The following is a 26,477-nucleotide window of genomic DNA, read 5'->3' as shown; positions in this document are numbered from 1 at the left end:
TCTTGCTGACTACGCGCGTAATCGTTATAGATTACGCATGTAGTCGGAGAGCGGCATGACGGATCGAATCAGCGAAGGCGAGCACGCCGTGATGGAGGTCTTGTGGATCGAATCGCCCCTGACCGCCAGCGAAGTTGCCGAACGTATCCCCGACAGCCGCGGCTGGAGCGAGCGGACCGTCAAGACGATGCTGGGCCGGCTGCTTGCCAAAGGCGCGCTGTCCCATGTCGAGGATGGCCGCCGGTATCTGTATCGCCCGGTGGTGGAACGCGCGGATTATGCCGAACGGGAAACCCGCAAGCTGGCCGATCGCCTCTTCGGAGGCCGCGCGGCACCCCTGGTAGCGCATCTCGCCGCCAGCGACGGCCTGACCGATCAGGACATTGCCGAACTGGAAGCCTTGCTGAAGGACCTGAAATCATGATCGGCTGGGCGATCGAGACGATGGTGGCATCGACCTTGCTGATGCTGGTCGTGCTGGCCTTGCGCCGCCCGGTGGCCGTCCGTTTCGGCGCCCATGTGGCCTATATGCTGTGGCTTCTCCCCGCCCTGCGCATGGCGCTGCCGCGCCTCCCCGCACTGCAGGACCAGACAAGCGCGGTCCCGATCCACCTGGATGTGGCGCGCCTGATCGCCGCCGGAGCAGGCGAGACGACCTCCGCCACCGCGGCGATCGCGCAGCCGTCGGTGGATTGGCTTCCCATCATCCTGGCCTTGTGGCTCGCGGGAGCGCTCGGCTATCTCGGTTGGCACTGGGCGCGCCATCTCCGCTTCATGCGCCTGGCGCTGACGCGGGCGGAGGGTGGAGACCGACGCGACGGGATAAAGATCTGGCGAAGCTTGGCCGTGCCCGGCCCGCTCGCAACCGGCATGTTTAACCGCCACATCCTTCTGCCGCACGATTTCGAACGCCGCTATAATGGGATCGAGCAGCAACTCGCGCTCGCGCATGAGCTCGCGCATCATCGTCGCGGGGACCTCATCGCCAACAATGCCGCGCTGATCATGCTCGCGCTCCATTGGTTCAATCCGGTCGCGCATATCGCCTATCGCGCTTTCCGTGCCGATCAGGAGCTGGCGTGCGACGCGACCGTTCTGCGCAACGCCCCCTCCGCACGATCCGATTACGGCCGTGCCCTTATCAAGTCGGCTCGAGCCGGCCTGCCGGTGGTCGCCTGCGCACTCGGCCCGGCGGCGCAGCTGAAGCGACGGATCCAGATGATCGCGCACGCGCCCGATAGCCGGCGCCGCCACCTCCTCGGCGGCAGCTTCGCGGTCGTGGCGATTGGCCTCGGGCTGGGCCTTACCGCCTCCGGCGGCGTCGCCGCACCGTCCCGCGTTGCCCCGGCACCCGTCAAGCCGCTCTTCCTGGCAGGGCAGACAGCCTCTGCCCGTCCGGTCGCGCTCGCCGCTCGAACGCAAGACCGGCAGATGCCGAGCAATGCGGAGGTGGATCGCTGGGACGATGCGCCTGCGGCGGCAAGCGTGCCAGAGGCGCCACGCGCGCCGATGCCGCCCGCGCTGCCGATGACGATGGCGGCGCCGTTGCCGCCCGCACCACCGGCGCCCCCTTCTCCGCCGTGGCGCATGTCGGCAGACGAAGCCCGCGCGCTCCACGAGGCCAGCGGACGAGCGCGCGAGACCGCACGCCGCGCCGCAGCCGATTTCGACGCGCAGGCGATAACCCGCGACGCCATGGCGCAAACGCGCATGGAGCTTGCGCGCGAATGCACCCATGCACGGCCCGCTCCGGCTAACGAGAGTGATCAGGAGGCGATCGCACGCCTGTCCGCCGGCTGCGTCGATTATGCCGCCATCAATCGCGAGGTGCAGGATGCGTTGCGCGAAGCGGCAGACGACATTCGCGATACGGAGGATATGTCCGCTGAAGCGCGCACGCGGGCCCTTGCAGCGATCGATCGTGCCCGCGCGGAAGCCGCCCGGCACTTCCATCAATAACAATTAAAATCGGGCAATTCGATCAGTCGAAGCAGATAGGGTTGCCGGGCCCTGCCCTGCCCCGCTATCAGCGCGTTACAGATGCCCGCCAAATCCCCCGCCGCAACCCTGCTTGTACCGTTTGTTGCGGTCGGCCGCGCTGTGATCGCGATGTTTGCCGCGATCGGCCGGGTCGCGATGTTCGCAGCGCGCACCCTGACGCGCGCCGCTTTGCCGCCTTATTATCCGACCCGCTTCCTGGAACAGCTCGTCCATATCGGCTGGTTCTCGCTGCCGGTCGTCGGCCTCACTGCGATCTTCACCGGCGCCGCCTTGGCCCAGCAAATCTATACGGCGGGGTCCCGCTTTTCGGCGCAGTCGACCGTGCCGGCCGTCGTCGTGATCGGTATGGTACGCGAGCTCGGCCCCGTCCTGGTCGGATTGATGGTCGCAGGCCGCGTATCCTCCGCGATGGCGGCCGAGATCGGTACGATGCGCGTGACCGAGCAGCTCGACGCACTGACGACGCTGCGGACCGACAGCTATCGCTATCTGATCGCCCCGCGCCTGTTCGCGGCAATTGTAGCTTTGCCGTTGATGGTCCTGGCCGCCAATGCGATCGGCATCTTCGGCGGATGGCTGCTCGCCGTCGAGAAGCTCCATTTCAATTCCGCCAGCTATCTCGCGGTCACCCGCAAATATATGAGCTTCGACGATTTCCAGATGGCGATGGTCAAGGCTGGCGTGTTCGGCTTCTTCATCGCCTTGATGGGTTGCTATCACGGTTACCGCACGAGCGGCGGCGCGGCGGGCGTCGGTAACGCGACCCGCAATGCGGTGGTCGGTGCCTTCATGCTGATCCTGGGGTCCAACTTCCTGATCACAGCGATGGTCTTCGGCTGATGGCGCAGTCGAAGATTCTGCTGGAAGACGTTGCCAAGATCTTCGGTGGAAATGTGGTGCTGGACGGCATCAACCTGTCGATCGAGCCGGGCGAAAGCCTCGCCATCATCGGCCAGTCGGGCAGCGGCAAGTCCGTCACGCTGAAATGTATCCTCGGGCTGATGCGCCCCGACCGTGGATCGATCAAGGTCGATGGCGAGGAAGTGGTCGGCCTGCGTGGTGCGGCCTTGGATCGCATGCGCGCCAAATTCGGCATGCTGTTCCAGGGCTCGGCACTTTTCGACTCCATGCCGGTCTGGCGCAATGTCACGTTCGGGCTCACCCAGGGCCGCGCGGTGACGGGCTCGCGGATGCGGGCGATCGCCGAGGAAAATCTGGAACGGGTGGGGCTCGACAGCCGTATCCTCAACCTGCGCCCAAGCGAATTGTCGGGCGGCATGCAAAAGCGCGTGGCACTCGCCCGCGCGATCGCGCCCCGGCCGGATATCATCTTCTTCGACGAGCCGACGACAGGCCTCGATCCGATCCGCGCCGATGTGATCAACGATTTGATCGTCAGCCTTGTCGACGATCTTGGCGTGACCGCGCTCACCATCACGCACGACATGGCATCGGCCCGCAAGATCGCGCATCGGGTCGCGATGCTGTACCAGGGGAAGATCGTGTGGATCGGCCCACGCGACCGGCTGTACGACAGCGGCAACCCTTATGTGGACCAGTTCGTGCAGGGTCGCGCCGAAGGCCCGATTCAATAAGCTCGATCAGTGAAACCGACAGGATCGGTTTCCCCCGGCATACAGGCGCCGTTAGCAGGTCCGCGACGAACCAGGAGTCCTACATGCTCAGCCGCGAAGTTCCCGATGTTACCTTGAAAACCCGCGTCCGCGACGAAAGCGTCGAAGGCCCTAACCCCTTTCGCTGGGAGGATCGCCAGACAGGCGACCTGTTCGGCCAGGGCCGGATCGTCGTATTTGCCCTGCCCGGCGCTTTCACGCCCACCTGCTCGACCGAGCAATGCCCCGCTTTCGAACGGCAATATGACGCGTTGCGTGCCGCCGGCGCGCAGGAAGTATATTGCCTGTCCGTCAACGATGCCTTCGTCATGTTTCAATGGGGCAAGAATCTGGGCCTCGAGAAGGTGAAGCTTGCCCCCGATGGATCAGGTGCCTTCACCCGGCGGATGGGCATGCTGATCAACAAGGACCACCTTGGTTTCGGGCAGCGCTCGTGGCGCTATGCGATGGTCGTGGACGATGGCGTCATAACCGGCTGGTTCGAAGAGCCCGGCATCAACGACGAGGGTGCCGACGAAGACCCTTATGGCGAAAGCGCGCCCGACAAGGTCCTAGCCTGGCTACAGGCCAATCCCCGCTAATGCAGCGACTTTCCGAGAGCGAGGCGGGCCTGTAGGAACGAGCCATGGCTCGCTCGCTCCATGCCGCCCTTCTTGTCAGCCTGCTCGCGGCCGCGCCCGCGGTCGCGCAGGAACGCCCCCTGCCCTATTGGGCGTCAATCTCCGCGGGGAAGGCGTTGATGCGAACCGGCCCGGATCGTACTTATCCCGCTTTGTGGCTGTATAAGCGGCGCGATCTGCCGATCCGGGTCCTGCAGATCGTCGGGCCATGGCGCCGCGTGCAGGAGCGGGACGGCAGCGCCGGCTGGATGCTGGCCAGCCTGCTCGCCGCCCGCCGTACCGCGATCGTCAGCGGCAGCATGCGCCCCATCCGATCCGCACCGCAAGCCGACGCGCCGCTGCTATGGCAAGCCGAGCCTGGCGTCATCGGCCGCATCTCCAAATGCGACGGCCAATATTGTCGGATCCAGATCGATGAAAAGGTTGGCTTCATCGAGCAGGACGGTTTGTGGGGATTGGATCCCAATGAACGCCTGCCCTGATCCCCCGCCCTCTGCAGGCAGGCCGTAATGCCGCGGCTCCACGGCAAGAAAAAAGCCCCGCCGCTCCGAAGAGCGACGGGGCTTTCTCTTTACGCGTTGGCTCGGCTTAGAAGCTGAACCGCGCGCCGATGCGGATCGCGTAAAGCGACGCGCCAAGGCTGCCGTTGACCAGCGAGTCGGCACGAGCAACGTCCGATGTCGGCTGCGAGTAGACGTAGCGGCCGCACGGATTGCCGTTGAGGGGTTCGCAGGTCGCGCGCGCCACCGTCTTGTTATACGGGAAGTTGGCGCGGAGCTGCTGGCCCCACTTGTGGTTGATCAGGTTCGTGAAGTTCTCGACATCGGCCCAAAGGGTGATGCGCGACTTGCCGATGAAGGTCGGAATTTCCTGCTCGGCGTGCAGGTCGAGGCGCGTGAACCACTTGGAGTGGAACGCGTTACGCGGTGCGACCTGACCCCGATACTTGCTCAAGCCGGTGGCCTGGATCAGGTTCTCGACCGACGTCTGCGTTGCCGTATCGAGATAGCGAACGAGCGGATCGTTCACAGTCGGTACGTAGAACAGATAGCGGCTGGCAGACGCAACCGTGCCGAAGATCGAGCTACGACCCGAGCTCGTATCCTGGAAGCCGTAGCTGTAATTATAGCCCTGACGCGTCTCGCCGAACAGATCGATGCGGGTCTTATAGTCGCGGAAGAAAGAGCGTTCGAACGAGATGTTATACTTGAAGGCGTACGGCACTTCGTCGTTCGAATGGCCATAGGCGCCGGTCAGGCTGTTCGGGTCGTTATACGCGCCGTTGCTGTAGTTCGAATTGGCGATCGACGAGGTGAAAGCCTGATTGTCCTTCACGTTCTGATAGGTGAAGCTACCCGATGCGCTCAGGCCGAAGTTCCAGGCCTTGGAGAGGCTGGCGACCGCGATGTAGCTGCGGCCCTTGCCACTGTTCGTCAGCATATAATCGGCGCCGCTGTCGGTCGGCGCCGCGGTAATCACGCTCTGATAACGCTGGCGACCGTCCGGCGTGAGCGAACCAGGGACCGCCCGCGAACGGAGATCGATCACAGCAACCTGGTTGCGCACCTTCGAATAGAAGCCGTCCAGGCCGAAGCGCCAGTGATCGCCAAGCGGGCCCAGATCCGCATCCCAACGACCCGACATGGTGAAGCGCCACTGCGACGGGATCTTGAAGTTGGGATCCAGCGCATTGAGCGTCGTCGTGTTGTTGGGGTTGGACGTCAGGTTCGAACCGCCCTGCGCCTGCAGCAACGGGTTTGCGCCCGATGGCAGCTGCGCCAGGTTGACGTTGTTGAGCAGGCCCGCACCGGCCAAATTATTCTGGCCATTGATCTGGGTGCGACCCTGATCGCTCAGACGTGCCGTCAGCGTCGTCGAGAGAACGCCCGTATTGGAGAAGCTGTTGCCGATATAGACGTCGGGCGTGCCGCCGCCAAAGATGCCGCCGCCGCCGCGGATCGTCAGGCGCGAAACAGGGGTGAAATCAAAGCCGAAGCGCGGCTGCAACAGGGCCTTGCCGTTGATGTAGGAGTCGTTGCCGAAGCCGTAGCGCTGCACGAAGACCGGGTTGCGGGCCGGGCGGCTGCTGCCGCCGTACATGTCGTAACGCAAACCAGCCGTCACGTTCAGCATGCTGTTAACACGCCAGCTGTCCTGGGCACCCAGCGTGTAGATGCTGTAGTTGAACTTGGCCGCAGCGTCGTTCGAGTCCAGCGTCGGCGAGTTGGTATAGCTGAACGACTGGGCGTTGCCGGCCTGGAAGTCGGCGATCGAGTCGAAGTAATACGTGCCGAGCGCGCCGTTCACGAACAGATTGTAGCTCTTCGTATATTGCGTCTCGAAGAAGGCGCGAATGTTGTGATTGCCCGTGGAAAGCTTGGCCAAGGCTGAACCGCCATAGGTCTTCACATGCAGGATATTCGCCTGGCTCGGGCCGCCGGTACCAAGCGCGATCTGGGCGGTGTTGACCGGGCAGTTGGTCGCCTGCGTGAACGTGTCCGCGCCGGTGCCGCCGGCACGATCGGACGTCGCCGCGGTGCAGACGGTAGCCTGCGACGCAGTCGTGCCGAGCGGCAGCTGGCCCGAGTCATATTGCTTGTACAGACCGCGAATTTCGGTCGAGAAACCGCCACCCCAATCCGAGTTCAGCTGACCGATGCCGGCATAGACCTTGTTCGGCTTGATGTAGGAGTTCGAGTCGAGGCTGAGCGTGCCGGTACCCGTATTGGTAAGGCTGATCAGCGAGTCCTTGGTATAAATACCCGTCAGCGACAGACGCTGCGTATCGCTAAGATTGGCGTCGAGGCGGCCGACCAGTCGGTCGTCCTTGTCGCCATTGTTGCGGACGATCCCGCCGGCGTCGTAATTATACTTGGTCTGGGCGATACCGACGATCTGGTTCAGCTGCGCGTTGGTGAGATTGGTGACGGGCACGCCGCCATTGTCCTCGACCGTACCATAAGGATAGGGCGTCGCGGCGCGGACGCGCTCGCCCGCAATCATGAAGAACAGCTTGTCCTTGATGATCGGGCCGTCGATCTCGAAGCCGTAATCCTTGTTCTTGAACTTGGAGATTGCGACGCGGCCGTTCGCACTGCCACCGAGATAAGGCTTGGTCTTCTTACCGACGAGGCCGTCGTCCGTGTAGCTGTAGAAACCGGTGCCGTGGAATTCGTTGGTACCCGACTTCAGGATGGCATTGACGACGCCGCCCTGAAAGAAGCCTTCGCGCACGTCATACGGCGCGACCTTCGTCTCGAACTGGCCGATCGCATCGAGCGGGACCGGGCCGCGCCGCGACGGCAGCGCGTCGGGGTTGAGGCCAAAGCTGTCGGTGATCGGCACGCCGTCGATGGTGAAGCGGTTGAAGCGCGGATTCTGGCCGGCGAAGCTCACCGCGGCGGTCGCGCTGCTCTTGTCGATGTTGGCGAACGGATCGCGGCGCATCAGATCGCGGATGTCGCGATTGATCGATGCGACCTGGCTGATCTGTGCGGCGGTCAACACCGTGGTCGGGCCGGCCGAGACGATACGCGCACCCGGCACGCGAACGGCGGTCACGACGACTTCTTCGCCGGCAGCCTGCAGTTCGATCGGCAGCGAATAAGGCTGACCCACGACGGTCTGGACATCGGTGATCTGCGCATCCGCATAATCGGGCGAGCTGACCGCAACCGTGAACGGACCACCGACGCGCAGGCCGGACACGCCGAAGTTACCATCGGCACGCGTCGTGGCGACGGAAACGGTTCCCGACGGGACGTGCGTTACGCGGACGGTGGCATTAGCGACCGGGCGCCCGCCCGAAGTCACCGTTCCCTGGATGCTCGAGGTCGTTTCCTGCGCATAGACAGCGCTGGTGGCAAGCGCAGCGAACGCGCAGCCGGCAAGCAGTTTCTTCATGATATTGCCCCTGTTTAACCGTGTTGCAGGCGCCTTGTGCGTCCTACATGACAGCTCGATGACACTTTCCGCGAGCAACCCCTGTCGCGGCATGACAAAATTGTTACACACCCCCTTTTCGCACCGCAACATGAGTCCTGCGCTGCAGCGGAAAGCGGCGCGCTGTTGCAGCATTGCCGCAGTCTGCAAAGCTTTACGGAACAGGATGGAAGGCGCACGGTTCGGACGCTCATGGTGCTGATCGCTAGCTACAACATCCGCAAGGCGATCGCCGCCGACCGCCGGCGCCGGCCGGAACGAATCATCGAGATACTGGCAGAGATCGGCGCCGACGTGGTGCTGCTGCAGGAGGCTGACCGCCGGTTCGGGGACCGGCATAGCGCTCTGCCGCTGCATATGCTGTCGGAACATAGCGCCTATCGGCCGGTGCCGTACGAGATGCGCCCCGGCAGTATCGGATGGCATGGCAACGCCGTTCTGGTCGGCCCCAATGTCGACGTGATCCGGCACCAGCCGTTGCATCTGCCGTCTTTGGAACCGCGCGGCGCGGTGATGGCCGACGTTCAGCTTGGCGGCGCAGCGCTGCGGCTGGTGGGCATGCATCTGGATCTGTCCGGCCTGTGGCGTCGCAAGCAGGCGCGGGCGATATTGTCCGAGCTGGATCAGCAGCCGGACCGTCTGCCGCTGCTGATGGCCGGGGATCTTAACGAATGGCGCAACAGCGGTTGCATCCGCGACTTCTGCCAGCATCACCGACTTGTCCCGCTCGGCCCCAGCTTCCATGCGCGCCAGCCGGTCGGGAAGCTGGACCGCATGTTTGTCAGCGGTGGGATCGAGGTGCTGGAATCCGGCGTCCACAACTCGCCATTGGCGCGCAATGCTTCCGATCATCTGCCCGTCTGGGCAAGAATTCGTATCGGATAATGGTTCATGACCGATTTCGGCTTCCTTTCCCCGCGACGGCGCACCATCTTCATCGCGTGAGATTCGAAAGGACCGAATGAGCCGCAAGCCCGTCCCCGCCCAGGCCGGCGATCGCGCCCGCCTCGAAATCCTGTTCGACCGGCCACAGCTGCTCGGGCGCCTGTTCGGCGAATATGACCAGAATCTGGTGGCGATCGAAAATCGCCTCGGCGTCTATGTCAGCGCGCGCGGCAACAAGGTGCAGATCGAGGGCGAGGCGGAAGCGGCGGCGCGTGCGCGCGAGGTGCTGACCGGGCTCTACAATCGTATCGTCAAAGGTGACGATATCGATTCCGGCATGGTCGAGGCGGTCATCAGCATGTCGGCCGAGCCGGTGCTGGACGGCATCATCCGCCAGGATGTCACCGAACCACCGACGATCATGATCCGCACGCGCAAGAAGACGATCGTGCCGCGGTCCGCCACGCAGACCCGGTATATGCATGCGCTGGCATCGTCGGATGTGATCTTTGCCCTCGGTCCGGCAGGGACCGGCAAGACCTATGTCGCCGTCGCACAGGCGGTGCAGATGCTGATCCAGGGCCAGGTCACGCGCCTGATCCTGTCGCGCCCTGCGGTGGAGGCCGGCGAGCGCCTCGGCTTCCTGCCCGGCGACATGAAGGAGAAGGTCGATCCCTATCTCCGACCGCTCTATGATGCGCTCTATGACATGCTGCCGGCCGAACAGGTCGAGCGCCGCATCGCCAGCGGCGAGATCGAGATCGCGCCGATCGCCTTCATGCGCGGTCGCACGCTGGCCGATGCCTTCATCATTCTCGACGAGGCGCAGAATACGACGCCGGCGCAGATGAAGATGTTTCTGACGCGGTTCGGCCAGAACAGCCGCATGGTCGTGTGCGGTGATCCTCGTCAGATCGATCTGCCGGATATCGGCAAATCGGGGCTGGCCGATGCCGTCGGCCGTCTGGAAGGGGTCGAAGGCATCTCCACCATCCGCTTCAGTGCTGCCGACGTCGTCCGTCATCCGATCGTAGGACGTATTGTTGAGGCGTATGAAGGTGAAGGCGCGTAAGCCAGCATGATGATCCAGGTTGAAACTGCAGTAGAGAGCCCGTGGCCATCGGGCGATTGGGAGGCTCTGGCCGAACGCGCGGTGCGAGTGGCAATCGAAGCCAGCGCGCATGGTGACATCGCCACCTTGCCGGTGATGGTCGAGGTGTCCGTACGCTTTACGTCGGACGACGAAGTCCAGACGCTAAACCGCACCTATCGCCAAAAAGATAAGCCGACCAACGTCCTATCCTTCCCGATGGTGCAACCGGATCTGCTCGACGGGCTGAATGCGGGCGATGACGATGGCGAAACGTTGCTGGGCGATGTCGTGCTGGCGCATGACGTCACGACGCGGGAAGCCGCCGAAAAGAATGTGACGATCGAGGCGCACGCGACCCACCTGATTGTCCACGGCACGCTGCATTTGCTAGGCTATGACCATGAACAGGGTGAAGCCGAGGCGGAGGCCATGGAAGAGATTGAGCGCGCGGCGCTTGCTTCCCTCGGCATCAGCGACCCTTATGCCATTCGTGAGGACTAAGACCGGCAATGCCTGATGAAGGGGGACGATTGTGGGCGGGCTTGCGCAGCCTGATCTTTGGCAACGATAGCGAGCCTACGCTTCGCGACCAGATCGAAGAAGCGATCGAGGAGCATGAGGACGACGCCCCCACCAAAGGGGACTTGTCGAGCGCGGAGCGACAAATGCTGCGCAACCTGCTCGATTTCGGCGATCGGACCGCAGGCGACGCCGGCGTTCCCCGCGCCGACATCATCGCCGTACCGGAAACGATCAGCTTCGCCGATCTGGTCGCCGCTTTTGCCGAGGCGGGTCACAGCCGCCTGCCCGTCTATCGCGGTACGCTCGATGAAGTGGTCGGCATGATCCACATCAAGGATGTGTTCGTGATCCTCGCCAATGGCGAAGCGCCGCCCGAAACGATCGCGCCCATGATCCGCCAGCCGCGTTACGTGCCGGAATCGATGGGCGTGCTCGACCTGCTGGCCGAGATGCGCGCGACCCGCACCCATCTCGCCATCGTGCTCGATGAATATTCGGGCACGGAAGGCCTGGTGACGATTGAGGACATCGTCGAAGAGATTGTCGGCCAGATCGAGGATGAGCATGACGACGCGCCGGAGGCGGCCTTGGTGCCGCTGGACGACGGTGCCTGGCTGGCCGATGCCCGGGCGGAATTGGAAGAGGTTGCGGAGGTGATCGATCCGCGGCTTGCCGACGTCGAGGAGGATATCGATACGTTGGGCGGGCTTGCGACTGTCCTCGCCGGCCATGTGCCCCAAGCCGGCGAAACGGTGCTTCATCCCAGCGGCTGGCGGTTGGAAGTGATCGAGGCCGATTCGCGCCGGGTTACGCGACTGCGCCTCCATCCGCCGATCGAGGTCGCCCCGCTGGAGTGATGGCGCTTCCCTCCGCGAGGAGAGCGGCTTATGCTTGAGCCATGATCAAACGCGTGCTCATCGGCTTGGTCGCGGCGGTGGCCCTGATCGTCCTTATCGGCGCAGCCACCCTCTATATGTCCGCCCGCAAACAGCGCGCGCAACTCGATATCAGCGCGGTGCAGGGCACGCAGCCGAAGATCAGCGAGCCGCGGACCGGGGTGATTCCGCTGGTGAACGTTGCCAAGGCCGTCGGCTGGAAGCCGGGCGAGATGCCGACACCCGCCGCGGGCCTGAAGGTTCAACCTTTCGCGACCGGGCTCGACCATCCGCGCTGGTTGCTGACGCTGCCAAACGGCGACGTGCTGGTTGCAGAGACGAATGCGCCGCCCAAGCCGGACGATAGCGTCGGCATCCAGGGCTGGATTCAGAAGATGATCATGGATCGGGCGGGCGCCGTCAGCAAAAGCCCGAACCGGATCCTGCTGCTGCGCGACACCAACGGCGATGGCGTTGCCGATCAGCGCTCGGTGCTTTTGGAGAATCTGAACTCGCCGTTCGGCATGGCCCTGGTCGGCGACACTTTATACGTCGCCGATACCGACGCGCTGCTGCGCTTTCCGTTCAAGCCAGGCGAGACGCGCATCACGGCAAAGGCGCAGAAGGTTGTCGATCTGCCCGCCGGCCCGATCAATCACCATTGGACCAAGAATGTCGTCGCCAATGCCGATGGCAGCAAGCTGTACGTCACGGTGGGCTCCAATTCCAACGTCGGCGAGCGCGGCATGGCAGCCGAAGACGGTCGCGCCGCCATCTGGGAAATCGACACCAAGACCGGCGATCATCGCATTTACGCGTATGGCATTCGCAACCCGAATGGACTGGCGTGGGAGCCGACCACGCATGCCTTGTGGATGGTCGTGAATGAGCGCGATGGATTGGGATCGGATCTGGTGCCGGATTATCTGGCAAGCGTGCAGTTTGGCGGCTTTTACGGTTGGCCCTGGTTCTACTGGGGCACGTATGCGGACAACCGGCCCAAGGATCCGGTGCCCGAGCTGATCGAGGAAACGTCGATCCAGCCCGATTATGCGCTGGGGCCGCATACCGCCTCGCTGGGCCTCAGCTTCGCGACCGGGCAACGCTTGGGCGCAGCGTATACGCAGGGCGCCTTCATCGGCCAGCATGGTTCGTGGAACCGCAGCCCGCCCTCCGGCTACAAAGTCATCTTCGTAAAATTCGCGGGCGGAAAGCCGGTCGGCAAGCCGATCGATATCCTGTCCGGTTTCCTGAACGATAAGGGGGAAGCACGTGGCCGCCCGGTCGGCGTCGCGATCGATCAGCAGGGCGGATTGCTGGTGGCAGACGATGTCGGCGGCGCCGTCTGGCGCGTGGCGGCGCGCTGATGTCGGTACCGGTTACGATCGACGTGCCGCACCAGCTCGGCCGGGCTGGTGCGCGCGCACGGCTAAAATCCCGTATCGGCGAGTTGGGCGGCCACATACCGGGCGGCGTCGCCGACATTCAGTCCTCCTGGCCAAGCGAGGATGAGATGGCGCTGGAGATCAAGGCGATGGGCCAGACCGTCCCCGTGCGGCTTGAAGTCCTGGACACGCTGGTCCGCGTTCACATATCGCTACCCGCCATGCTCGCCTACTTCACCGGCCTCATCAGCGCCGCCGTGCGCGACCAGGGAACGAAGCTGCTGCGCTGAACGCGGAGGTGCGTGGCACGATAGCCGTCTATCCGGCTGGCCGCCGGAGGATCGCGCAAAATTCGTTACGGCCGAACGCAGGATGATAGATGCCGGCAATCTCCAGCCCGATCAGCCCGATTTCGCGCAGAGTGGTCACGATCGATCGAAAGGTCGGCGGCGTAAAATACCAGGCATGCACATCGATATAATGGCCTGCCGCGGCTTCATATTCGGCGAGCGCCGCCTGCACGCGGATGGCCCGCGCGCGCTCTGGAAGGCCATGATCCCCCTGCCAATGGCGTAACGCATCATTGTGCGTGGTAAGCGCGCGATGCTCGATCACACTCTTCAACGTGTGGACCTCGCGCTCCTCCTCATAGGCCTGGAGAACATCCGCGACGCTGCTGGGCGCAATGAAATGATCGAAGCAATACCGCTTATCGGGGATGATCAGGAAATAGCCCCCGCCCGGGTTGAGGACACGTTCGACCTGTTGGAGATGGCGCACCAGATCGGGCTGGTGTTCGATCGCATGGCTGCTGAGCACCGCGTCGAACCGGCTTTCCACGCTCGCGAGGCTTCCGACATGATGGATAAGATCGGGAACACCTGCAGGATTGCCCCGGGTCGTCGCCGCTCGCTCGCGCAATTGCGCTGCATCCAGGACGTCGAGATATTCGACCTTCGGTCCCCGCTTGAGCGGAGCATGAAACGGCCCGATCTCCAGCATCGCACCATCGTCGTCGACGAAAGCCAGCAGATTTTCGCGCAATGCCAATGGCGAGGCGACGACACCTTTGTCACGGCCATGCGCGCGATAATGGGCAATGGCGTCGGCGTCGCTCATATCGGCTAGCGCCGGATCGGTCGCTCGATAGGTCGCGGGATCGATCGTCGGCGGCGGTGTCCGCATCGTCACGCGCTTGCGAACAGCTGGTTGATGTCGCGGAAAGCCTTGAACTCCAGCGCGTTGCCGGAGGGGTCGCGGAAGAACATCGTCGCCTGCTCGCCGACCTCGCCGGCAAAGCGGATATGCGGCGCGATCCCGAAGGCGATGCCGGACGCTTCCAGGCGTGCGGCCAACAGGTGCCAATCGTCCCAGTCCAGCACGACGCCAAAATGCGGCACCGGCACGTCATGCCCATCGACCGGATTGGTAGCGGAGGCCGGACGGGCCGCCGGATCCAGATGAGCCACGATCTGATGCCCCCGCAAATCGAAGTCGATCCACCGATCCGAACTGCGCCCTTCGCCGCAGCCCAGCACCCCGCCATAGAAAGCGCGCGCGGCGGCAAGATCGTGGACCGGAAAGGCGAGGTGGAAGGGCTGAAGCGTCATGCCGGCCTTATAGCGGCCATGCTGCCATGCGTCATTCCACCTTCGCATTCGCCACGCTAAAGGGCCTGCATGTCTCTGACCGGCGCGACCCGCGCCTATCCGTTCGCGTTCCTACTGGGACTTATTGCGGCTTGCGGCTTCGCCCCGCTATGCCTGTGGCCGCTGACGCTCGTCGCGCTGGCGGCCCTGATCGCTGCGATCGGTCAGGCAGCCACGCTGCGGCGGGCAGCGGGGTTGGGCTGGTGGTTCGGCCTTGGTTTCTTCTGCCTCGGCCTGAACTGGATCGCGACCGCCTTCACCTATCAGGCGGCGATGCCGGCATGGCTGGGGTGGATCGCGGTATTGTTATTGTCGCTGTTTCTCGCGCTGTATCCGGCGCTGGCCGTGGGGGCGGCCTGGTGGATAGCGCGCGGTCGCTTGGGCGCGACACTGGTGCTGGCCTTTGCCGGCAGCTGGCTCGCCGTCGAAATGCTGCGCGCGGTGCTGCTGACCGGCTTCGCCTGGAATCCGATCGCCGCCATCTGGGCGCCCCTGCCCGGCGTCTTGCACCTCACTAAATGGATCGGGACCTACGGCTTGTCGGGGGTGAGCGTCGCTTATGCCGGCCTGCTGCTCCTCCTCGTCCGGCATATCCTGGCGGTGGTTCGCGCGACGTCTCCACTCCGCTTGCGTGCCGTCGGCCGGCCCGCGCTCGGTATGTGCCTCGCCCTGGCATGCGGCGCGCTCCTGACGATCGACTGGGGTGCGCCGGACAGGGCGGACGTTGGCAGCCCGCTGCTTCACGTCGTCCAACCCAATATCGGTCAGGAGAATAAGTGGGATGAGGCCCATAGCGCCGACAATTACCGACGCCTGACGAGCCTGAGCGGCACGCCGGGTGGCCGGCCGCGCGTCATCTTCTGGCCGGAAGTTGCGATCCCCGCCCAGCTGGAACAGGATGCGCTTACCCGGCGCGCGCTTACGAGCCTGCTCGGTCCGCGCGATCTGTTGCTTACCGGTGCCGAAACCGTGCGGTTCAATGCCGATGGCGATGTTGTTTCGGCCGCGAACAGCCTGTTCGCGATCGATGCGGAGGCGCGCATTCTCGGCCGCTATGACAAATCGCATCTCGTGCCCTTTGGCGAATATCTGCCGATGCGCCCGATCCTGTCGCATCTTGGATTGTCCCGGCTGGCGCCCGGCAATGCCGACTTCGACGCAGGCTCCGGCCCCGGCAATGTCACGCTGCCGGATATCGGCGCGGTCGGAGTGCAGATCTGTTACGAAATCATCTTTTCCGGGCAGGTGATCGATCGTGCGAATCGCCCCCGCTTCCTGTTCAACCCATCGAACGATGCCTGGTTCGGGCGCTGGGGACCGCCCCAGCATCTGGCACAGGCCCGTTTACGAGCGGCCGAAGAGGGCATGCCGATCGTGCGATCGACGCCCACCGGTATATCGGCCATCATCGATGCGGACGGACGGCTGCTGGCGTCACTGCCCTGGCGCACCGCCGGCGCGATCGAGCTACCCCTCCCCTCCGCGCGTCCGCCCACGCTTTTCGCGCGATTCGGCAACCTGCTGCCTGCGTTGCTCGGTATCTTGTTGCTTGCGATCGCATTTGCCAGTCGACGCCGCGCAAGCTAAGCGGCACATATAACAATTGCTTTATATCCGGCCTTCGGCCCTCATCCGAGGAATTCTTACCCCATGCGCAGTGACTATCTCTTCACGTCTGAAAGCGTTTCGGAAGGTCATCCTGATAAGGTGGCAGACCAGATTTCCGATGCCGTGGTCGATCTGTTCCTGAGCAAAGATCCGGAAGCACGGATTGCGTGCGAGACGCTGACGACCACCCAGTTGGTCGTGCTGGCGGGCGAAATCCGCGGCAAAGGCATCATGGACGAGGCCGGCAACTGGGCGCCCGGCGTGCAGCAGGAAGTCGAAGATGCGGTCCGCGCGACCGTGAAGCGCATCGGCTATGAGCAGGATGGCTTCCACTGGAAGACCTTCCGTTTCGAGAACAACCTCCACCCGCAGTCGGCGCACATCGCCCAGGGCGTGGATGCGTCCGGCAACAAGGACGAAGGCGCCGGCGATCAGGGCATCATGTTCGGTTATGCCGCCGACGATACGCCTGATCTGATGCCCGCGACGCTCTATTACAGCCACAAGATCCTGGAGCGAATGGCGGCTGATCGTCACTCCGGCGCTGCTCCGTTTCTGGAGCCGGACGCCAAGAGCCAGGTCACGCTGCGCTACGAGGGCAGCAAGCCCGTCGCCGCCACCGCGATCGTGGTCTCGACCCAGCATGGCAAGGGCTATGACGAGGGTGAGAAGGAGGCCGAGCTGAAAGCTTATGTGAAGCAGGTCGTTGCCGACATCCTGCCGGCCGAGCTGCTGTCCGACGCGACCGAATATCACATCAACCCGACCGGCAGCTTCGAAATCGGCGGCCCGGACGGCGACGCCGGCCTCACCGGTCGCAAGATCATCGTCGACACTTATGGCGGCGCATCGCCCCATGGCGGCGGCGCGTTCAGCGGCAAGGATCCGACCAAGGTCGATCGCTCGGCTGCGTACATCACGCGCTATCTGGCGAAGAATATCGTCGCGGCTGGCCTCGCTCAGCGCTGCACGATCCAGCTGGCGTATGCGATCGGTGTGTCGAAGCCGCTGTCGCTGTATGTCGATACGCACGGCACCGGCACCGTCGGCGACGACAAGATCGAAGCGGCGATCATGGGCATCCAGAAGCTGGGCGGCCTTACCCCGCGCAGCATCCGCACCCATCTGAAGCTGAACAAGCCGATCTACCAGAAGACCGCCGCTTATGGGCATTTCGGTCGTCAGCCGGAAGGCGACTTCTTCCCCTGGGAGCGCACCGATCTGGTCGAGGATCTCAAGGCCGCGCTGTAAGCCTGGTCCACCTCAAATTCGGATTAAGAAGGCGGGGCGAAAGCTCCGCCTTTTTTCTTTGCGACTCTACTTGCCGCTCCAGGGGTCCAGAGACTTACCAGCGCCGAATCTCGGAGGCGGTGTGCCGGCATCTTGGATTGCGCAGCTGGGGCGCTAATCTCCGCCGGTTCACCGGGGGTATGGCGGCATGAAATTCGGTCTTGCGCTCGTGATACCGCTCCTGGCGATGTCGATTCCGGCCGGCGCGCACTCCCCACTGGTGACGCACGATCACAAGATGCGGGAGCAATTGGGCAGCGTGTCCTTTGCGACATCGTGTAGCGCTGCAGCCCAGCCGCAATTCGATCGTGCCGTCGCGCTGATGCACTCCTTTCAATTTGGACCCGCCATCGACGGATTCCATGCCGTGCTCGCGACCGATCCGACCTGCGCAATCGCTTATTGGGGGATCGCGCTCAGCAGCTGGAGCAACCCGTTTGCCGGCTTCAGATCACCCGCGCAAATTGCGCAGGGCCTCGACGCGGTTACGAAAGGACGTGCTGCGCGCGCAGCCACGCCTCGTGAGCAAGCTTATATTGAGGCGGTGTCCCACCTCTATGTCGATGCAGGGACGGTCGATCAGCACACCCGCTTATTGGCCTACGAAAACGCGATGGGGACGATTGCGGCCACCTATCCCGATGATATCGAAGCCCGCATCTTCTACGCCCTGGCACTCGCTGCTGCGGCCGATCCGACGGACAAGCTCTATACAAAGCAGCTCAAGGCGGGTGCGATCCTGGAGCAGCTGTTCGCACGATACCCCGATCATCCCGGGCTCGCCCATTATATCATCCACGCCTATGACGAGCCTGCGCTGGCATCGCGTGCCGCCGAGGCGGCACGTCGCTATGGCAAGATCGCGCCATCGACGCCGCACGCTTTGCATATGCCGTCGCATACCTTCACACGGATCGGTGATTGGCAGGCGTCTATTGACACCAACCTCGCATCGGCCGCGGCAGCGCGGGCCGCGGATCAGCCAGCGGATGAACTGCATGCCAGCGATTACCTGGTCTATGCTTATCTACAGACCGGCGAGGATCGCGCAGCGGCTCGACTTGTCGGCGACGCCGCCGCGACATTCGCGCGGTTCGATCCGGCGCACGCCACGGGAGCAGCGCCCGCATCCGCCGCCTTTTTCGCGAGGGCAGCTATTCCCGCGCGCTACTGCCTTGAAAGACGCGCATGGGCCGAGGCCGCCCGCCTCGTGCCGCTTCGAAGCGGCTTTCCATGGACAGACGCCATCACCTATTTCACCAAGGGCCTTGGAGCCGCGCATCTGCACGATACAGCGGGAACGCAGGCCGCGCTCAAGGCGCTCGATGACATTTACGCGCGCCTGACCGAGACCGGCGAAACCGATTGGGCGGTCCAGATCGATATTCAGCGACGCGAAGTCGCGGCCAATGCCGCCCTTGCGGAAGGCAATATCGAAGCTGCCTTCACAGATCTGCGCATGGCGGCACAGCTTGAAGATCGAACGCAGTTGGCCTCCGTCACGCCCGGGCCACTCCTGCCGGCGCGCGAAATGCTTGGCGAGCTTTTGCTGGATCAAAAACGGCCGGCGGACGCCTTGCACGAATTTGAAACGTCACTTCGGCAAGAGCCCAACCGTTTCTGGTCCTTGTACGGAGCCGCCGAGGCGGCGCGGCAGGCGGGTGACGCGCACAGGGCGCGGCGTTATTTCGCTGCGCTGCTAGCAATCACGCCAAGGGCAGATCGGCCGGAGCGCGCCCAGTTGATCGACGCACGCCGGGCACTGAAAGACCAGTGAGAGGAGCCGGCCCGCGCGCAAGACGCGCGCGGACCCGCTCCCGCGCTTCATTTCTTCTCGCCGCGGCCTTTACGGAACAGCGGCTGCTGATTGGTCCGGTAGAATTCCTGGACGCACTCCCAGCCCTCTTCCGCGGTTTCGCAGAAGCGGAACAGGTCCAGATCCTGGGGCGCAACGACGCCCTCTTCCACCAGCGCATCGAAGTTGACGACACGGTTCCAGAATTCCTTGCCGTAGAGCAGGATCGGCAGAACGGCGGTCTTGCCGGTCTGCACCAGCGTCAGCAGTTCGAAAAATTCGTCGAACGTCCCGAAGCCGCCGGGGAATACCGCAACCGCGCGCGCGCGGATGAGGAAGTGCATCTTGCGCAGCGCGAAATAGTGGAAGTTGAAGCTCAGATGCGGGGTGACATATTCGTTCGGCGCCTGTTCGAACGGCAGCACGATATTCAGGCCGACCGAATCCTTCCCGACATCGGCCGCGCCGCGATTGGCCGCTTCCATGATGGCCGGACCACCGCCCGAGCAAACCACGAACTGGCGCTTTCCGTCGGAGGATGACGGCGCACCGCTCGCCAGCCGGGCCAGTTCGCGCGCTACATCATAATAATGCGCCTTCGCCTTCAGGCTTTCGGCAATCCGCCGTTGCGTATCCGTTTTCGCGGCTTCGATCAGCATATCGGCCCGTTCGGGCGACGGGATGCGCGCCGAGCCATACATTACGAAGGTCGAGCCGATGCCCGCTTCCTCCAAATATAGTTCGGGCTTCATCAGCTCCAGCTGGAAGCGCACCGGACGCAGATCGTCGCGCAACAGAAAGTCGGTGTCCTGATACGCCAGGCGATACGCCGGGTCGGACGTCTGCGGCAGGACATGGCCCGCCTGCTGCGCGGCAGAGGCCGCGTCGTCTTTGGCTTTCGGGAAAATGCGATTGGGAATGGTCGTGTCAGTCATCGGCCCGCCGGTAAACCTTGATCCTCCAGGGGGGAAGCGCTTTGCGCCCGCTGCTGCACAGGCCGCATCATTTTCAGGCCGGTCAGGCATGCGCGCCTCCACCGCCGGTCAGCGGCAATAGGGCCCGCGTCCCATATCGAAATGGAAATGATCCTGATGGAACGCATTGGCATCCGGTCCGAGCACGACATTGAAGCGGCGGCAGGCCGCATTGTGCAGGTCGCGCAGGAACGCCCGTGCCTTGTCGTCCGGGCCATTCCAATCTGCTTTCACGGTGATCCGACGACCATCGGCCAAATTGAAGGCGGCAATGTCGATCGCGTTGGCGCGACCATGTTCGGACAAGCGGCCGCCCTGGATATTGTTCACCGGTCGGCACGCGAAGGAGCCGAAGCTCTCGATCTTCGTGACATAGGTCCCGAACCTCGCACGCGCCGCCTGCTGTACGGATTGCTGCACCCACTGGGTGAAAGGCAGCGCCAAACCGCATTTCACCGCGCCGAGATTGGTGACCGGTATACCGATCGAGACCAGTTTGACCGACTGCGTGGCCGAACACCCATTGGGCCAGCTCCGGTCCGGCAGCGGCTCCACTTTCGCGCCCAAGGCGTTCAGATCCGTGAGACAACCGCGAAAGGCGCGCGCATCGTCGATGGGAGGCGGTAGCGGGCGCGGTCGGCTGGGCTGCGGCTTTTGTCCGAGACATCCTGCCAGCATGCACAACAGGACGATCGGGATCAGGCGACGCATGGCGCACCCTAACCCGCCCTCCCCGCCCCGACCATCCGTTTGCGGCTGGTCGATCGCCCGTTGCGCTGCTTGACAGGGTCCGGCGCCGGGCGTGATGCTGCAGCGAAGAATAGCGAGAGGGATTGCCAATGAAGCGCGTCACGATGCTGGCCGCTGCCTGCCTGTCGCTGGTGGCAGGTCGAGCACCTGCCCAGGAGCGTCTTCCACTTTGGCAAGGCGGCGTTCCGGGTTTTGAGAGCAAGGCCTTCATCCCCGAACTCTCCCAGGATTATTGGACCAAGCGCGTCAACAATCCGAGCGTTACCGCCTATTTGCCCGATCCAGCCAAGGCCAATGGCACCGCTGTGCTGGTCGTGCCGGGCGGCGGGCATCGCCTGCTCGTGACGACGACCGAAGGCGAGGCGGTCGGCAAATGGTTGAACGCGCGGGGGGTTACGGCCTTTGTCCTGCGCTACCGGTTGTTCCGCGAAGAAGGCTCCCCCTATTCGCTCGAGGATGCCCGCGCCGATACCGAGCGCGGCATGCGCTTCATCCGCGCCCACGCCAGTCGGTTCCACATTGATCCCAAGCGCGTCGGCGTGATCGGCTTTTCCGCTGGCGGCGAACTGGCCCGGATGATCACGCTAAGCGCACCGGTGCGGGCGCGCGGCAAGGGCGACGCGATCGATCTGCTATCGGCGCGCCCCGATTTTTCGATCCTGATCTTCCCGGGCCCGCTCCATGGCGAGGAGCGGGTGACGAAGGATGCGCCCCCCATCTTCCTGGCGGCCGCAAACGATGACGAATGCTGCTCGCAGCCGCCGATCGACCTGCTCAAACTGTATCGCGACGCCGGCGCATCGGCCGAACTCCATATCTACCGCGCCGGCGGGCACGCTTATAATCTGGGCGAGCGCACCGATCTGATCGCCCTGAAGCACTCGCCGCAGCAGATCGAGGATTGGCTGAGCGATAGCGGCCTGCTCGGCCATCCGGCGCCGCCGACCTCAGCGCAGCTCGATCCGCCGCCGGGTGCCAGATGAGGCGCGCTTATTGCTCCGCCACAAGAGATGCCCCGATCGCACCGTAATGGCGCCGCTGGACCAGTGCATGCTGCGAAACAACTTCGATGTCACGCAGGCGCCGCTGAAGCGGAGATCGATCATAGATGGCGGCTCCGCCCCCCAGTTCGAAACAGGTGCGAACGACGTGGCGGCAAGTTTCCGTCACCCAGACGATGGCTTGCACCGTATCCGGCAGCGGCGGCCCCAGCGGTACAGTTCCTGCCTGAAGCCGCTCCCACAGCCGCTTCGTAAAGGTATCGGAATAAGCTTGCGCGGCGCGCAAGTTCGCATCCGCTTGCGCGATCTCGTAATGAAAAACTTCCGAGTCCTTCTGCGCAGTCGGCGCATGCAATTGGCGGCGTCCGCTGCGGGCGAGCGTCAGCACATCCTCCAATGCCGCCTGCGCGATGCCCAGCGAAACGGCGGCATGACTCATTGCCACAATCTGGAAGGGCGAGGCATACAGGGCGCCGGGCACGCAGGGCCGCGCAGTCTGGGTGTCGATCAGATCACTTGTGGGGACGAGCACATTCTCCACGACCAAATCCTGGCTATCGGTCGCGCGCATCCCCATAGTGTGCCAGCTATCCTGGATCCGCACCTTATCGGGCGCGATGAGTGCCATTCGCGTTGCCGGCAAACCCGGATGCGGGCCTGCCTTGGGCTCACCGTTCTCGACCAGCACGCAATGCACGACGAGCCAGTCGGCGTCGGTACAGCCGCTGGCAAATGGCCAACGGCCGTTAACGCGCCATTGATCGCCGACCGCCTCGATCGTGCCCGCCGGCTGCCCCGCCGCACTGAAAGTTACATCGTGGCCCGGAAGGTAGAGTTGATCGTAGCGGTCCCGGTTCAACAGCGTGCCGACGACAGACGACATGGTGCGGACGCTACCGAGCAACCAGCCGATTGAACCGTCCAGCCTAGAGAGCTGCTGGGTTACTTTCATCAGCGACGGCGGATCAAGCTCCAGCCCGCCATGACTACGCGGCACCGAAATGCTATACAGACCCGCCTCTCGCAACCGCCGCTCCACCTCTGCCGGCACCCGCCGTGCCGCTTCGGCCTGCGCCGCATCCTGATTTACCACGGGCATCAGGGCGTCGATTTCCGCGAGGATCCGCTCCAGGCTCGGCGCTCGGCCAGCTTGGGGAATCGGCTGAGCCGCCAGCGGTGCCTCGGCCTCGAACGCATGTGCCATTCAACATCTCCAAATCGCATCACACAACCGACGACACGCCACACCCCGCATTCAACCGTGTCCATCGCCTGCTTTTGCGTGGAGCGTCCGGCATGGGGGCAAACATGAGGCGCCGATCGGAATTGGATAGCAGCGCTACACTCCCTGAAGATGACTGAGGTACGGACTTTCGCTACCGCTGAAACCATTGGGGCAAGGCAGGTCGTCGCCACGCAGCATTCGCCGATGCGGCGAATCTGCAGCCGACAGCGGGATCGTCATTGACAGCCGGTCGCCGGACTTTAGAAACGCCGACGGGCCACGCCGTCCCAACGCGGCGCGTGCTCTCTGTGAGGAGAGACTACATTGACGGACGTTTCGAAACCGGGCGTGAAGCCCGCCCGCCCCTATTTTTCTTCCGGCCCGTGCGCCAAGCCTCCGGGCTGGCATGCCGATGGGCTGGCCAGCGCATCGCTCGGCCGCTCGCACCGCTCCAAGCTTGGCAAGAGCCGCATCGTCCATGCGATGGACATGACGCGCCACATCCTGAAGCTGCCCGATACGCACCGCATCGGCATCGTTCCCGCGTCCGATACCGGCGCGGTCGAGATGTGCCTTTGGTCGATGCTGGGCGCGCGTCCAGCCACGATGATGGCGTGGGAAAGCTTTGGCGAAGGCTGGGTGACGGACGTCGTCAAGCAGCTCAAGATCGATGCCAAGGTGATGAAGGCGGATTACGGCCAGCTGCCGGATCTCAACGCCGTCGACTGGTCGACCGATGTCGTCTTCACCTGGAACGGCACCACCTCCGGCGTGCGCGTGCCCAATGGCGACTGGATTCCTGATGACCGCCAGGGCCTGTCCATCTGCGATGCCACCTCCGGCATCTTCGCGGCCGATCTGCCGTGGGACAAATTGGATGTCGTCACCTTCTCCTGGCAGAAGGTACTCGGCGGCGAAGGTGCGCATGGCGTGCTGATCCTCGGCCCGCGTGCGGTCGAGCGGCTGGAAAGCTACGTGCCGGCATGGCCGCTGCCCAAGATTTTCCGCATGACGAAGGGCGGCAAGCTCAACGACACGATCTTCAAGGGCGATACGATCAATACGCCGTCGCTGCTGGCGGTTGAGGATTGTATCTGGAGCCTGGAATGGGCGCTTGGCCTGGGCGGTTTGTCCGGCTTGATGGACCGCGCCAATTCCAACGCCGCCGCACTCGATGCGTGGGTGCAGAAGACCGACTGGATCGATCATCTTGCGGTCGATCCGGCGACGCGTTCGAACACCAGCGTCTGCCTGAAGTTCGCCGATCACGCGGTCGAGGGCCTCGATGACGCCGCCCAGCTGGCACTCGTCAAGAGGATCGCCGCGCTGCTGGAAGCCGAAGACGCCGCCTACGACGTTGCCGGCTATCGCGATGCGCCCCCGGGTCTTCGCATCTGGTGCGGCGCGACGGTCGACACCGCCGACATCGAAGCGCTCGGTCCTTGGCTCGACTGGGCCTTCCATACGGCGCGCGCCGCGTAATTCGTCGCCCCGGCGAAAGCTGGGGCCGCTGCTAAATCAGCGTCGCGCATGCCGCTTGCGGCCCCGGCCTCTGCCCGGGCGACGCTCAAGATCAGGACAAATATGATGCCCAAGGTTCTCATTTCCGACAAGATGGACCCCCGCGCCGCCGAGATCTTCCGCGAACGCGGTGTCGAGGTCGACGAGATTACCGGCAAGACGCCGGAAGAACTGGCCGCGATCATCGGCGACTATGACGGCCTCGCCATCCGCTCCTCCACCAAGGTCACCAAGGCGATCCTGGAGCATGCGACCAACTTGAAGGTCGTCGGTCGCGCCGGCATCGGTGTCGACAATGTCGATATTCCCGCCGCCAGCGCCAAGGGCGTGGTGGTGATGAACACCCCGTTCGGCAATTCCATCACCACCGCCGAACATGCCATCGCACTGATGTTCGCGCTGGCGCGCGACCTGCCCGAAGCCGACAAGTCGACCCAGGCCGGCAAGTGGGAGAAGAACCGCTTCATGGGCGTCGAGATGACCAACAAGACGTTGGGTCTGATCGGCGCGGGCAATATCGGCTCGATCGTCGCGGATCGCGCGCTCGGCCTGAAGATGAAGGTCGTCGCCTACGATCCGTTCCTGACGCCCGATCGCGCGCTGGAGCTCGGCATCGAAAAGGTGGAACTGGACGAACTGCTGAAGCGCGCCGATTTCATCACGCTGCACACGCCGCTGACCGACAGCACGCGCAATATCCTGTCGGCGGAGAACCTTGCCAAGACCAAGAAGGGCGTGCGCATCGTCAACTGCGCGCGCGGCGGGCTGATCGACGAGGCAGCGCTCAAGGAGGGCCTCGATTCCGGACATATTGGCGGCGCGGCGCTCGACGTGTTCGTGACGGAGCCGGCCAAGGAATCTCCTCTGTTCGGCACGCCCAATTTCATCTCGACGCCGCATCTGGGCGCGTCGACGACCGAAGCTCAGGTCAATGTCGCGATCCAGGTCGCCGAGCAGATGGCGGATTTCCTGATGAGCGGCGGCGTCACCAACGCGCTCAACATGCCGAGTCTTTCGGCCGAAGATGCGCCGAAGGTGAAGCCCTATCTGGCGCTCGCGCAGAAGCTGGGCAGCCTGATCGGGCAGCTCGCGCACGACAACCTCACCCAGATCTCGATCGAGGTCGAAGGTGCGGCCGCCGAGCTCAACATCAAGCCGATCACGGGGGCGGTCCTTGCCGGCCTGATGCGCGTCTATTCTGACACGGTGAACATGGTGAACGCGCCGCATCTGGCGAAGGAGCGCGGGCTGGACGTGCGCGAAGTGCGGCATGATCGCGAAGGCGATTACCACACGCTCATCCGCGTGTCCGTGCAGACCAGCCAGGGCGAGCGTTCGGTGTCGGGCACGCTATTTGCAAACTCGCAGCCGCGCCTCGTCGAGATTTTCGACGTGAAGGTCGAAGCCGATCTGACCGAGCGCATGCTGTATATCGTCAACGAGGACGCGCCCGGCTTCATCGGCCGCCTCGGCACCGCCCTGGGCGAGGCGGGTGTCAATATCGGTACCTTCCACCTCGGCCGCCGTGCCGCAGGCGGCGAAGCCGTATTGCTGCTGTCGGTCGACCAGCCGGTCGATGCGACCACGCTTGAAAAGGTCAAGGCGCTGCCGGGCGTGAAGACTGTCAAGGCGCTCGATTTCCAGTAAGGCAAGGCTTTCCCGTTCGGGCAGGGCCAGGCGAACACGTCTTCGCGTGGCCTAGCCCGA

Annotated in this window: 24 protein-coding genes; 18 read left to right on the top strand and 6 right to left on the bottom strand. The window is 63.8% G+C overall.

The window, feature by feature from the left end; all coding sequences use genetic code 11:
- Positions 1 to 55 precede the first annotated feature (55 nt).
- From ACSBM8_RS05300 to ACSBM8_RS05275, 6 genes are all read left to right on the top strand, one after another.
- Positions 56 to 424 carry a BlaI/MecI/CopY family transcriptional regulator gene (locus ACSBM8_RS05300; RefSeq protein ID WP_442680613.1) on the top strand — a complete coding sequence of 123 codons (369 nt, stop codon included), beginning with the start codon at positions 56 to 58 and terminating at the stop codon, positions 422 to 424.
- Positions 421 to 1,959 (top strand): M56 family metallopeptidase, encoded by a 1,539-nt coding sequence (locus ACSBM8_RS05295; protein WP_442680612.1) that lies wholly within the window; start codon positions 421 to 423, stop codon positions 1,957 to 1,959. The genes ACSBM8_RS05300 and ACSBM8_RS05295 overlap by 4 nt, the downstream gene beginning before the upstream one ends.
- Positions 1,960 to 2,040: 81 nt before the next feature.
- Positions 2,041 to 2,841, top strand: a complete 801-nt coding sequence (locus ACSBM8_RS05290; protein ID WP_442680611.1) for an MlaE family ABC transporter permease — start codon at positions 2,041 to 2,043, stop codon at positions 2,839 to 2,841.
- Positions 2,841 to 3,596 (top strand): ABC transporter ATP-binding protein, encoded by a 756-nt coding sequence (locus ACSBM8_RS05285; RefSeq protein ID WP_442680610.1) that lies wholly within the window; start codon positions 2,841 to 2,843, stop codon positions 3,594 to 3,596. Before ACSBM8_RS05290 ends, ACSBM8_RS05285 begins: the two co-directional genes overlap by 1 nt.
- Positions 3,597 to 3,679: 83 nt before the next feature.
- Positions 3,680 to 4,216 carry a peroxiredoxin gene (locus tag ACSBM8_RS05280; RefSeq protein WP_442680609.1) on the top strand — a complete coding sequence of 179 codons (537 nt, stop codon included), beginning with the start codon at positions 3,680 to 3,682 and terminating at the stop codon, positions 4,214 to 4,216.
- Positions 4,217 to 4,260: 44 nt separating this feature from the next.
- Positions 4,261 to 4,737, top strand: coding sequence for an SH3 domain-containing protein (locus ACSBM8_RS05275; protein ID WP_442680608.1), 477 nt, complete (start codon positions 4,261 to 4,263; stop codon positions 4,735 to 4,737).
- 106 nt (positions 4,738 to 4,843) lie between these two features.
- Here ACSBM8_RS05275 and ACSBM8_RS05270 read toward each other — a convergent pair whose 3' ends face one another.
- On the bottom strand, positions 4,844 to 8,158 hold the full coding sequence (locus ACSBM8_RS05270; RefSeq protein WP_442680607.1) for a TonB-dependent receptor: 3,315 nt from the start codon (positions 8,156 to 8,158) through the stop codon (positions 4,844 to 4,846).
- 231 nt (positions 8,159 to 8,389) lie between these two features.
- Here ACSBM8_RS05270 and ACSBM8_RS05265 point away from each other — a divergent pair, with 231 nt between their 5' ends.
- From ACSBM8_RS05265 to ACSBM8_RS05240, 6 genes are all read left to right on the top strand, one after another.
- Positions 8,390 to 9,082, top strand: coding sequence for an endonuclease/exonuclease/phosphatase family protein (locus ACSBM8_RS05265; protein WP_442680606.1), 693 nt, complete (start codon positions 8,390 to 8,392; stop codon positions 9,080 to 9,082).
- A 76-nt stretch (positions 9,083 to 9,158) separates the two neighbouring features.
- The gene (locus ACSBM8_RS05260; RefSeq protein WP_442680605.1) at positions 9,159 to 10,154 is read left to right on the top strand and encodes a PhoH family protein; all 996 of its coding nucleotides are present in this window, start codon (positions 9,159 to 9,161) and stop codon (positions 10,152 to 10,154) included.
- A 9-nt stretch (positions 10,155 to 10,163) separates the two neighbouring features.
- Positions 10,164 to 10,676 (top strand): rRNA maturation RNase YbeY, encoded by a 513-nt coding sequence (gene ybeY, locus ACSBM8_RS05255; RefSeq protein ID WP_442681492.1) that lies wholly within the window; start codon positions 10,164 to 10,166, stop codon positions 10,674 to 10,676.
- Between the two features lie 8 nt (positions 10,677 to 10,684).
- On the top strand, positions 10,685 to 11,554 hold the full coding sequence (locus ACSBM8_RS05250; protein WP_442680604.1) for a hemolysin family protein: 870 nt from the start codon (positions 10,685 to 10,687) through the stop codon (positions 11,552 to 11,554).
- A 41-nt stretch (positions 11,555 to 11,595) separates the two neighbouring features.
- Positions 11,596 to 12,939: a PQQ-dependent sugar dehydrogenase gene (locus ACSBM8_RS05245; protein ID WP_442680603.1), complete on the top strand. Its 1,344-nt coding sequence runs from the start codon at positions 11,596 to 11,598 to the stop codon at positions 12,937 to 12,939.
- The gene (locus tag ACSBM8_RS05240) at positions 12,939 to 13,247 is read left to right on the top strand and encodes a polyhydroxyalkanoic acid system family protein (RefSeq protein ID WP_442680602.1); all 309 of its coding nucleotides are present in this window, start codon (positions 12,939 to 12,941) and stop codon (positions 13,245 to 13,247) included. The genes ACSBM8_RS05245 and ACSBM8_RS05240 overlap by 1 nt, the downstream gene beginning before the upstream one ends.
- Positions 13,248 to 13,275: 28 nt before the next feature.
- On the opposite strand, the gene ACSBM8_RS05235 is transcribed toward ACSBM8_RS05240, so the two are convergent.
- Both ACSBM8_RS05235 and ACSBM8_RS05230 read right to left on the bottom strand, forming a co-directional pair.
- Positions 13,276 to 14,142, bottom strand: a complete 867-nt coding sequence (locus tag ACSBM8_RS05235) for a methyltransferase domain-containing protein (protein ID WP_442680601.1) — start codon at positions 14,140 to 14,142, stop codon at positions 13,276 to 13,278.
- A 2-nt stretch (positions 14,143 to 14,144) separates the two neighbouring features.
- The gene (locus ACSBM8_RS05230) at positions 14,145 to 14,567 is read right to left on the bottom strand and encodes a VOC family protein (RefSeq protein WP_442681491.1); all 423 of its coding nucleotides are present in this window, start codon (positions 14,565 to 14,567) and stop codon (positions 14,145 to 14,147) included.
- A 69-nt stretch (positions 14,568 to 14,636) separates the two neighbouring features.
- On the opposite strand from ACSBM8_RS05230, the gene lnt reads away from it, so the two are divergent.
- The 3 genes from lnt (at position 14,637) to ACSBM8_RS05215 (ending at position 19,281) form a co-directional block, all read left to right on the top strand.
- On the top strand, positions 14,637 to 16,193 hold the full coding sequence (gene lnt / locus ACSBM8_RS05225; RefSeq protein WP_442680600.1) for an apolipoprotein N-acyltransferase: 1,557 nt from the start codon (positions 14,637 to 14,639) through the stop codon (positions 16,191 to 16,193).
- Positions 16,194 to 16,256: 63 nt separating this feature from the next.
- Positions 16,257 to 17,465: a methionine adenosyltransferase gene (metK, locus tag ACSBM8_RS05220; RefSeq protein ID WP_442680599.1), complete on the top strand. Its 1,209-nt coding sequence runs from the start codon at positions 16,257 to 16,259 to the stop codon at positions 17,463 to 17,465.
- Positions 17,466 to 17,652: 187 nt separating this feature from the next.
- On the top strand, positions 17,653 to 19,281 hold the full coding sequence (locus tag ACSBM8_RS05215; RefSeq protein WP_442680598.1) for a tetratricopeptide repeat protein: 1,629 nt from the start codon (positions 17,653 to 17,655) through the stop codon (positions 19,279 to 19,281).
- A 47-nt stretch (positions 19,282 to 19,328) separates the two neighbouring features.
- Here ACSBM8_RS05215 and ACSBM8_RS05210 read toward each other — a convergent pair whose 3' ends face one another.
- On the bottom strand, positions 19,329 to 20,234 hold the full coding sequence (locus tag ACSBM8_RS05210; RefSeq protein WP_442680597.1) for an LOG family protein: 906 nt from the start codon (positions 20,232 to 20,234) through the stop codon (positions 19,329 to 19,331).
- A gap of 108 nt (positions 20,235 to 20,342) precedes the next feature.
- Entirely contained in the window at positions 20,343 to 20,984 is a 642-nt protein-coding gene (locus tag ACSBM8_RS05205; RefSeq protein ID WP_442680596.1) for an extensin family protein, read from the bottom strand.
- A gap of 128 nt (positions 20,985 to 21,112) precedes the next feature.
- Here ACSBM8_RS05205 and ACSBM8_RS05200 point away from each other — a divergent pair, with 128 nt between their 5' ends.
- The gene (locus ACSBM8_RS05200) at positions 21,113 to 22,006 is read left to right on the top strand and encodes an alpha/beta hydrolase (protein WP_442680595.1); all 894 of its coding nucleotides are present in this window, start codon (positions 21,113 to 21,115) and stop codon (positions 22,004 to 22,006) included.
- Positions 22,007 to 22,013: 7 nt separating this feature from the next.
- On the opposite strand, the gene ACSBM8_RS05195 is transcribed toward ACSBM8_RS05200, so the two are convergent.
- A complete protein-coding gene (locus tag ACSBM8_RS05195) occupies positions 22,014 to 23,228 on the bottom strand; it encodes an acyl-CoA dehydrogenase family protein (RefSeq protein WP_442680594.1) in 1,215 nt (404 codons plus the stop codon).
- A gap of 345 nt (positions 23,229 to 23,573) precedes the next feature.
- Between ACSBM8_RS05195 and ACSBM8_RS05190 the strand changes: the two genes are divergently transcribed.
- Both ACSBM8_RS05190 and serA read left to right on the top strand, forming a co-directional pair.
- A complete protein-coding gene (locus tag ACSBM8_RS05190; protein ID WP_442680593.1) occupies positions 23,574 to 24,731 on the top strand; it encodes a phosphoserine transaminase in 1,158 nt (385 codons plus the stop codon).
- Between the two features lie 105 nt (positions 24,732 to 24,836).
- Positions 24,837 to 26,417, top strand: coding sequence for a phosphoglycerate dehydrogenase (serA, locus tag ACSBM8_RS05185; RefSeq protein WP_442680592.1), 1,581 nt, complete (start codon positions 24,837 to 24,839; stop codon positions 26,415 to 26,417).
- Positions 26,418 to 26,477: the final 60 nt, after the last annotated feature.

Origin of the sequence: Sphingomonas sp. ASY06-1R (assembly GCF_052180265.1) — a bacterium.
Classification (GTDB): Bacteria; Pseudomonadota; Alphaproteobacteria; order Sphingomonadales; family Sphingomonadaceae; genus Sphingomonas_I.
This window is presented reverse-complemented; position numbering and strand designations above follow the sequence as displayed.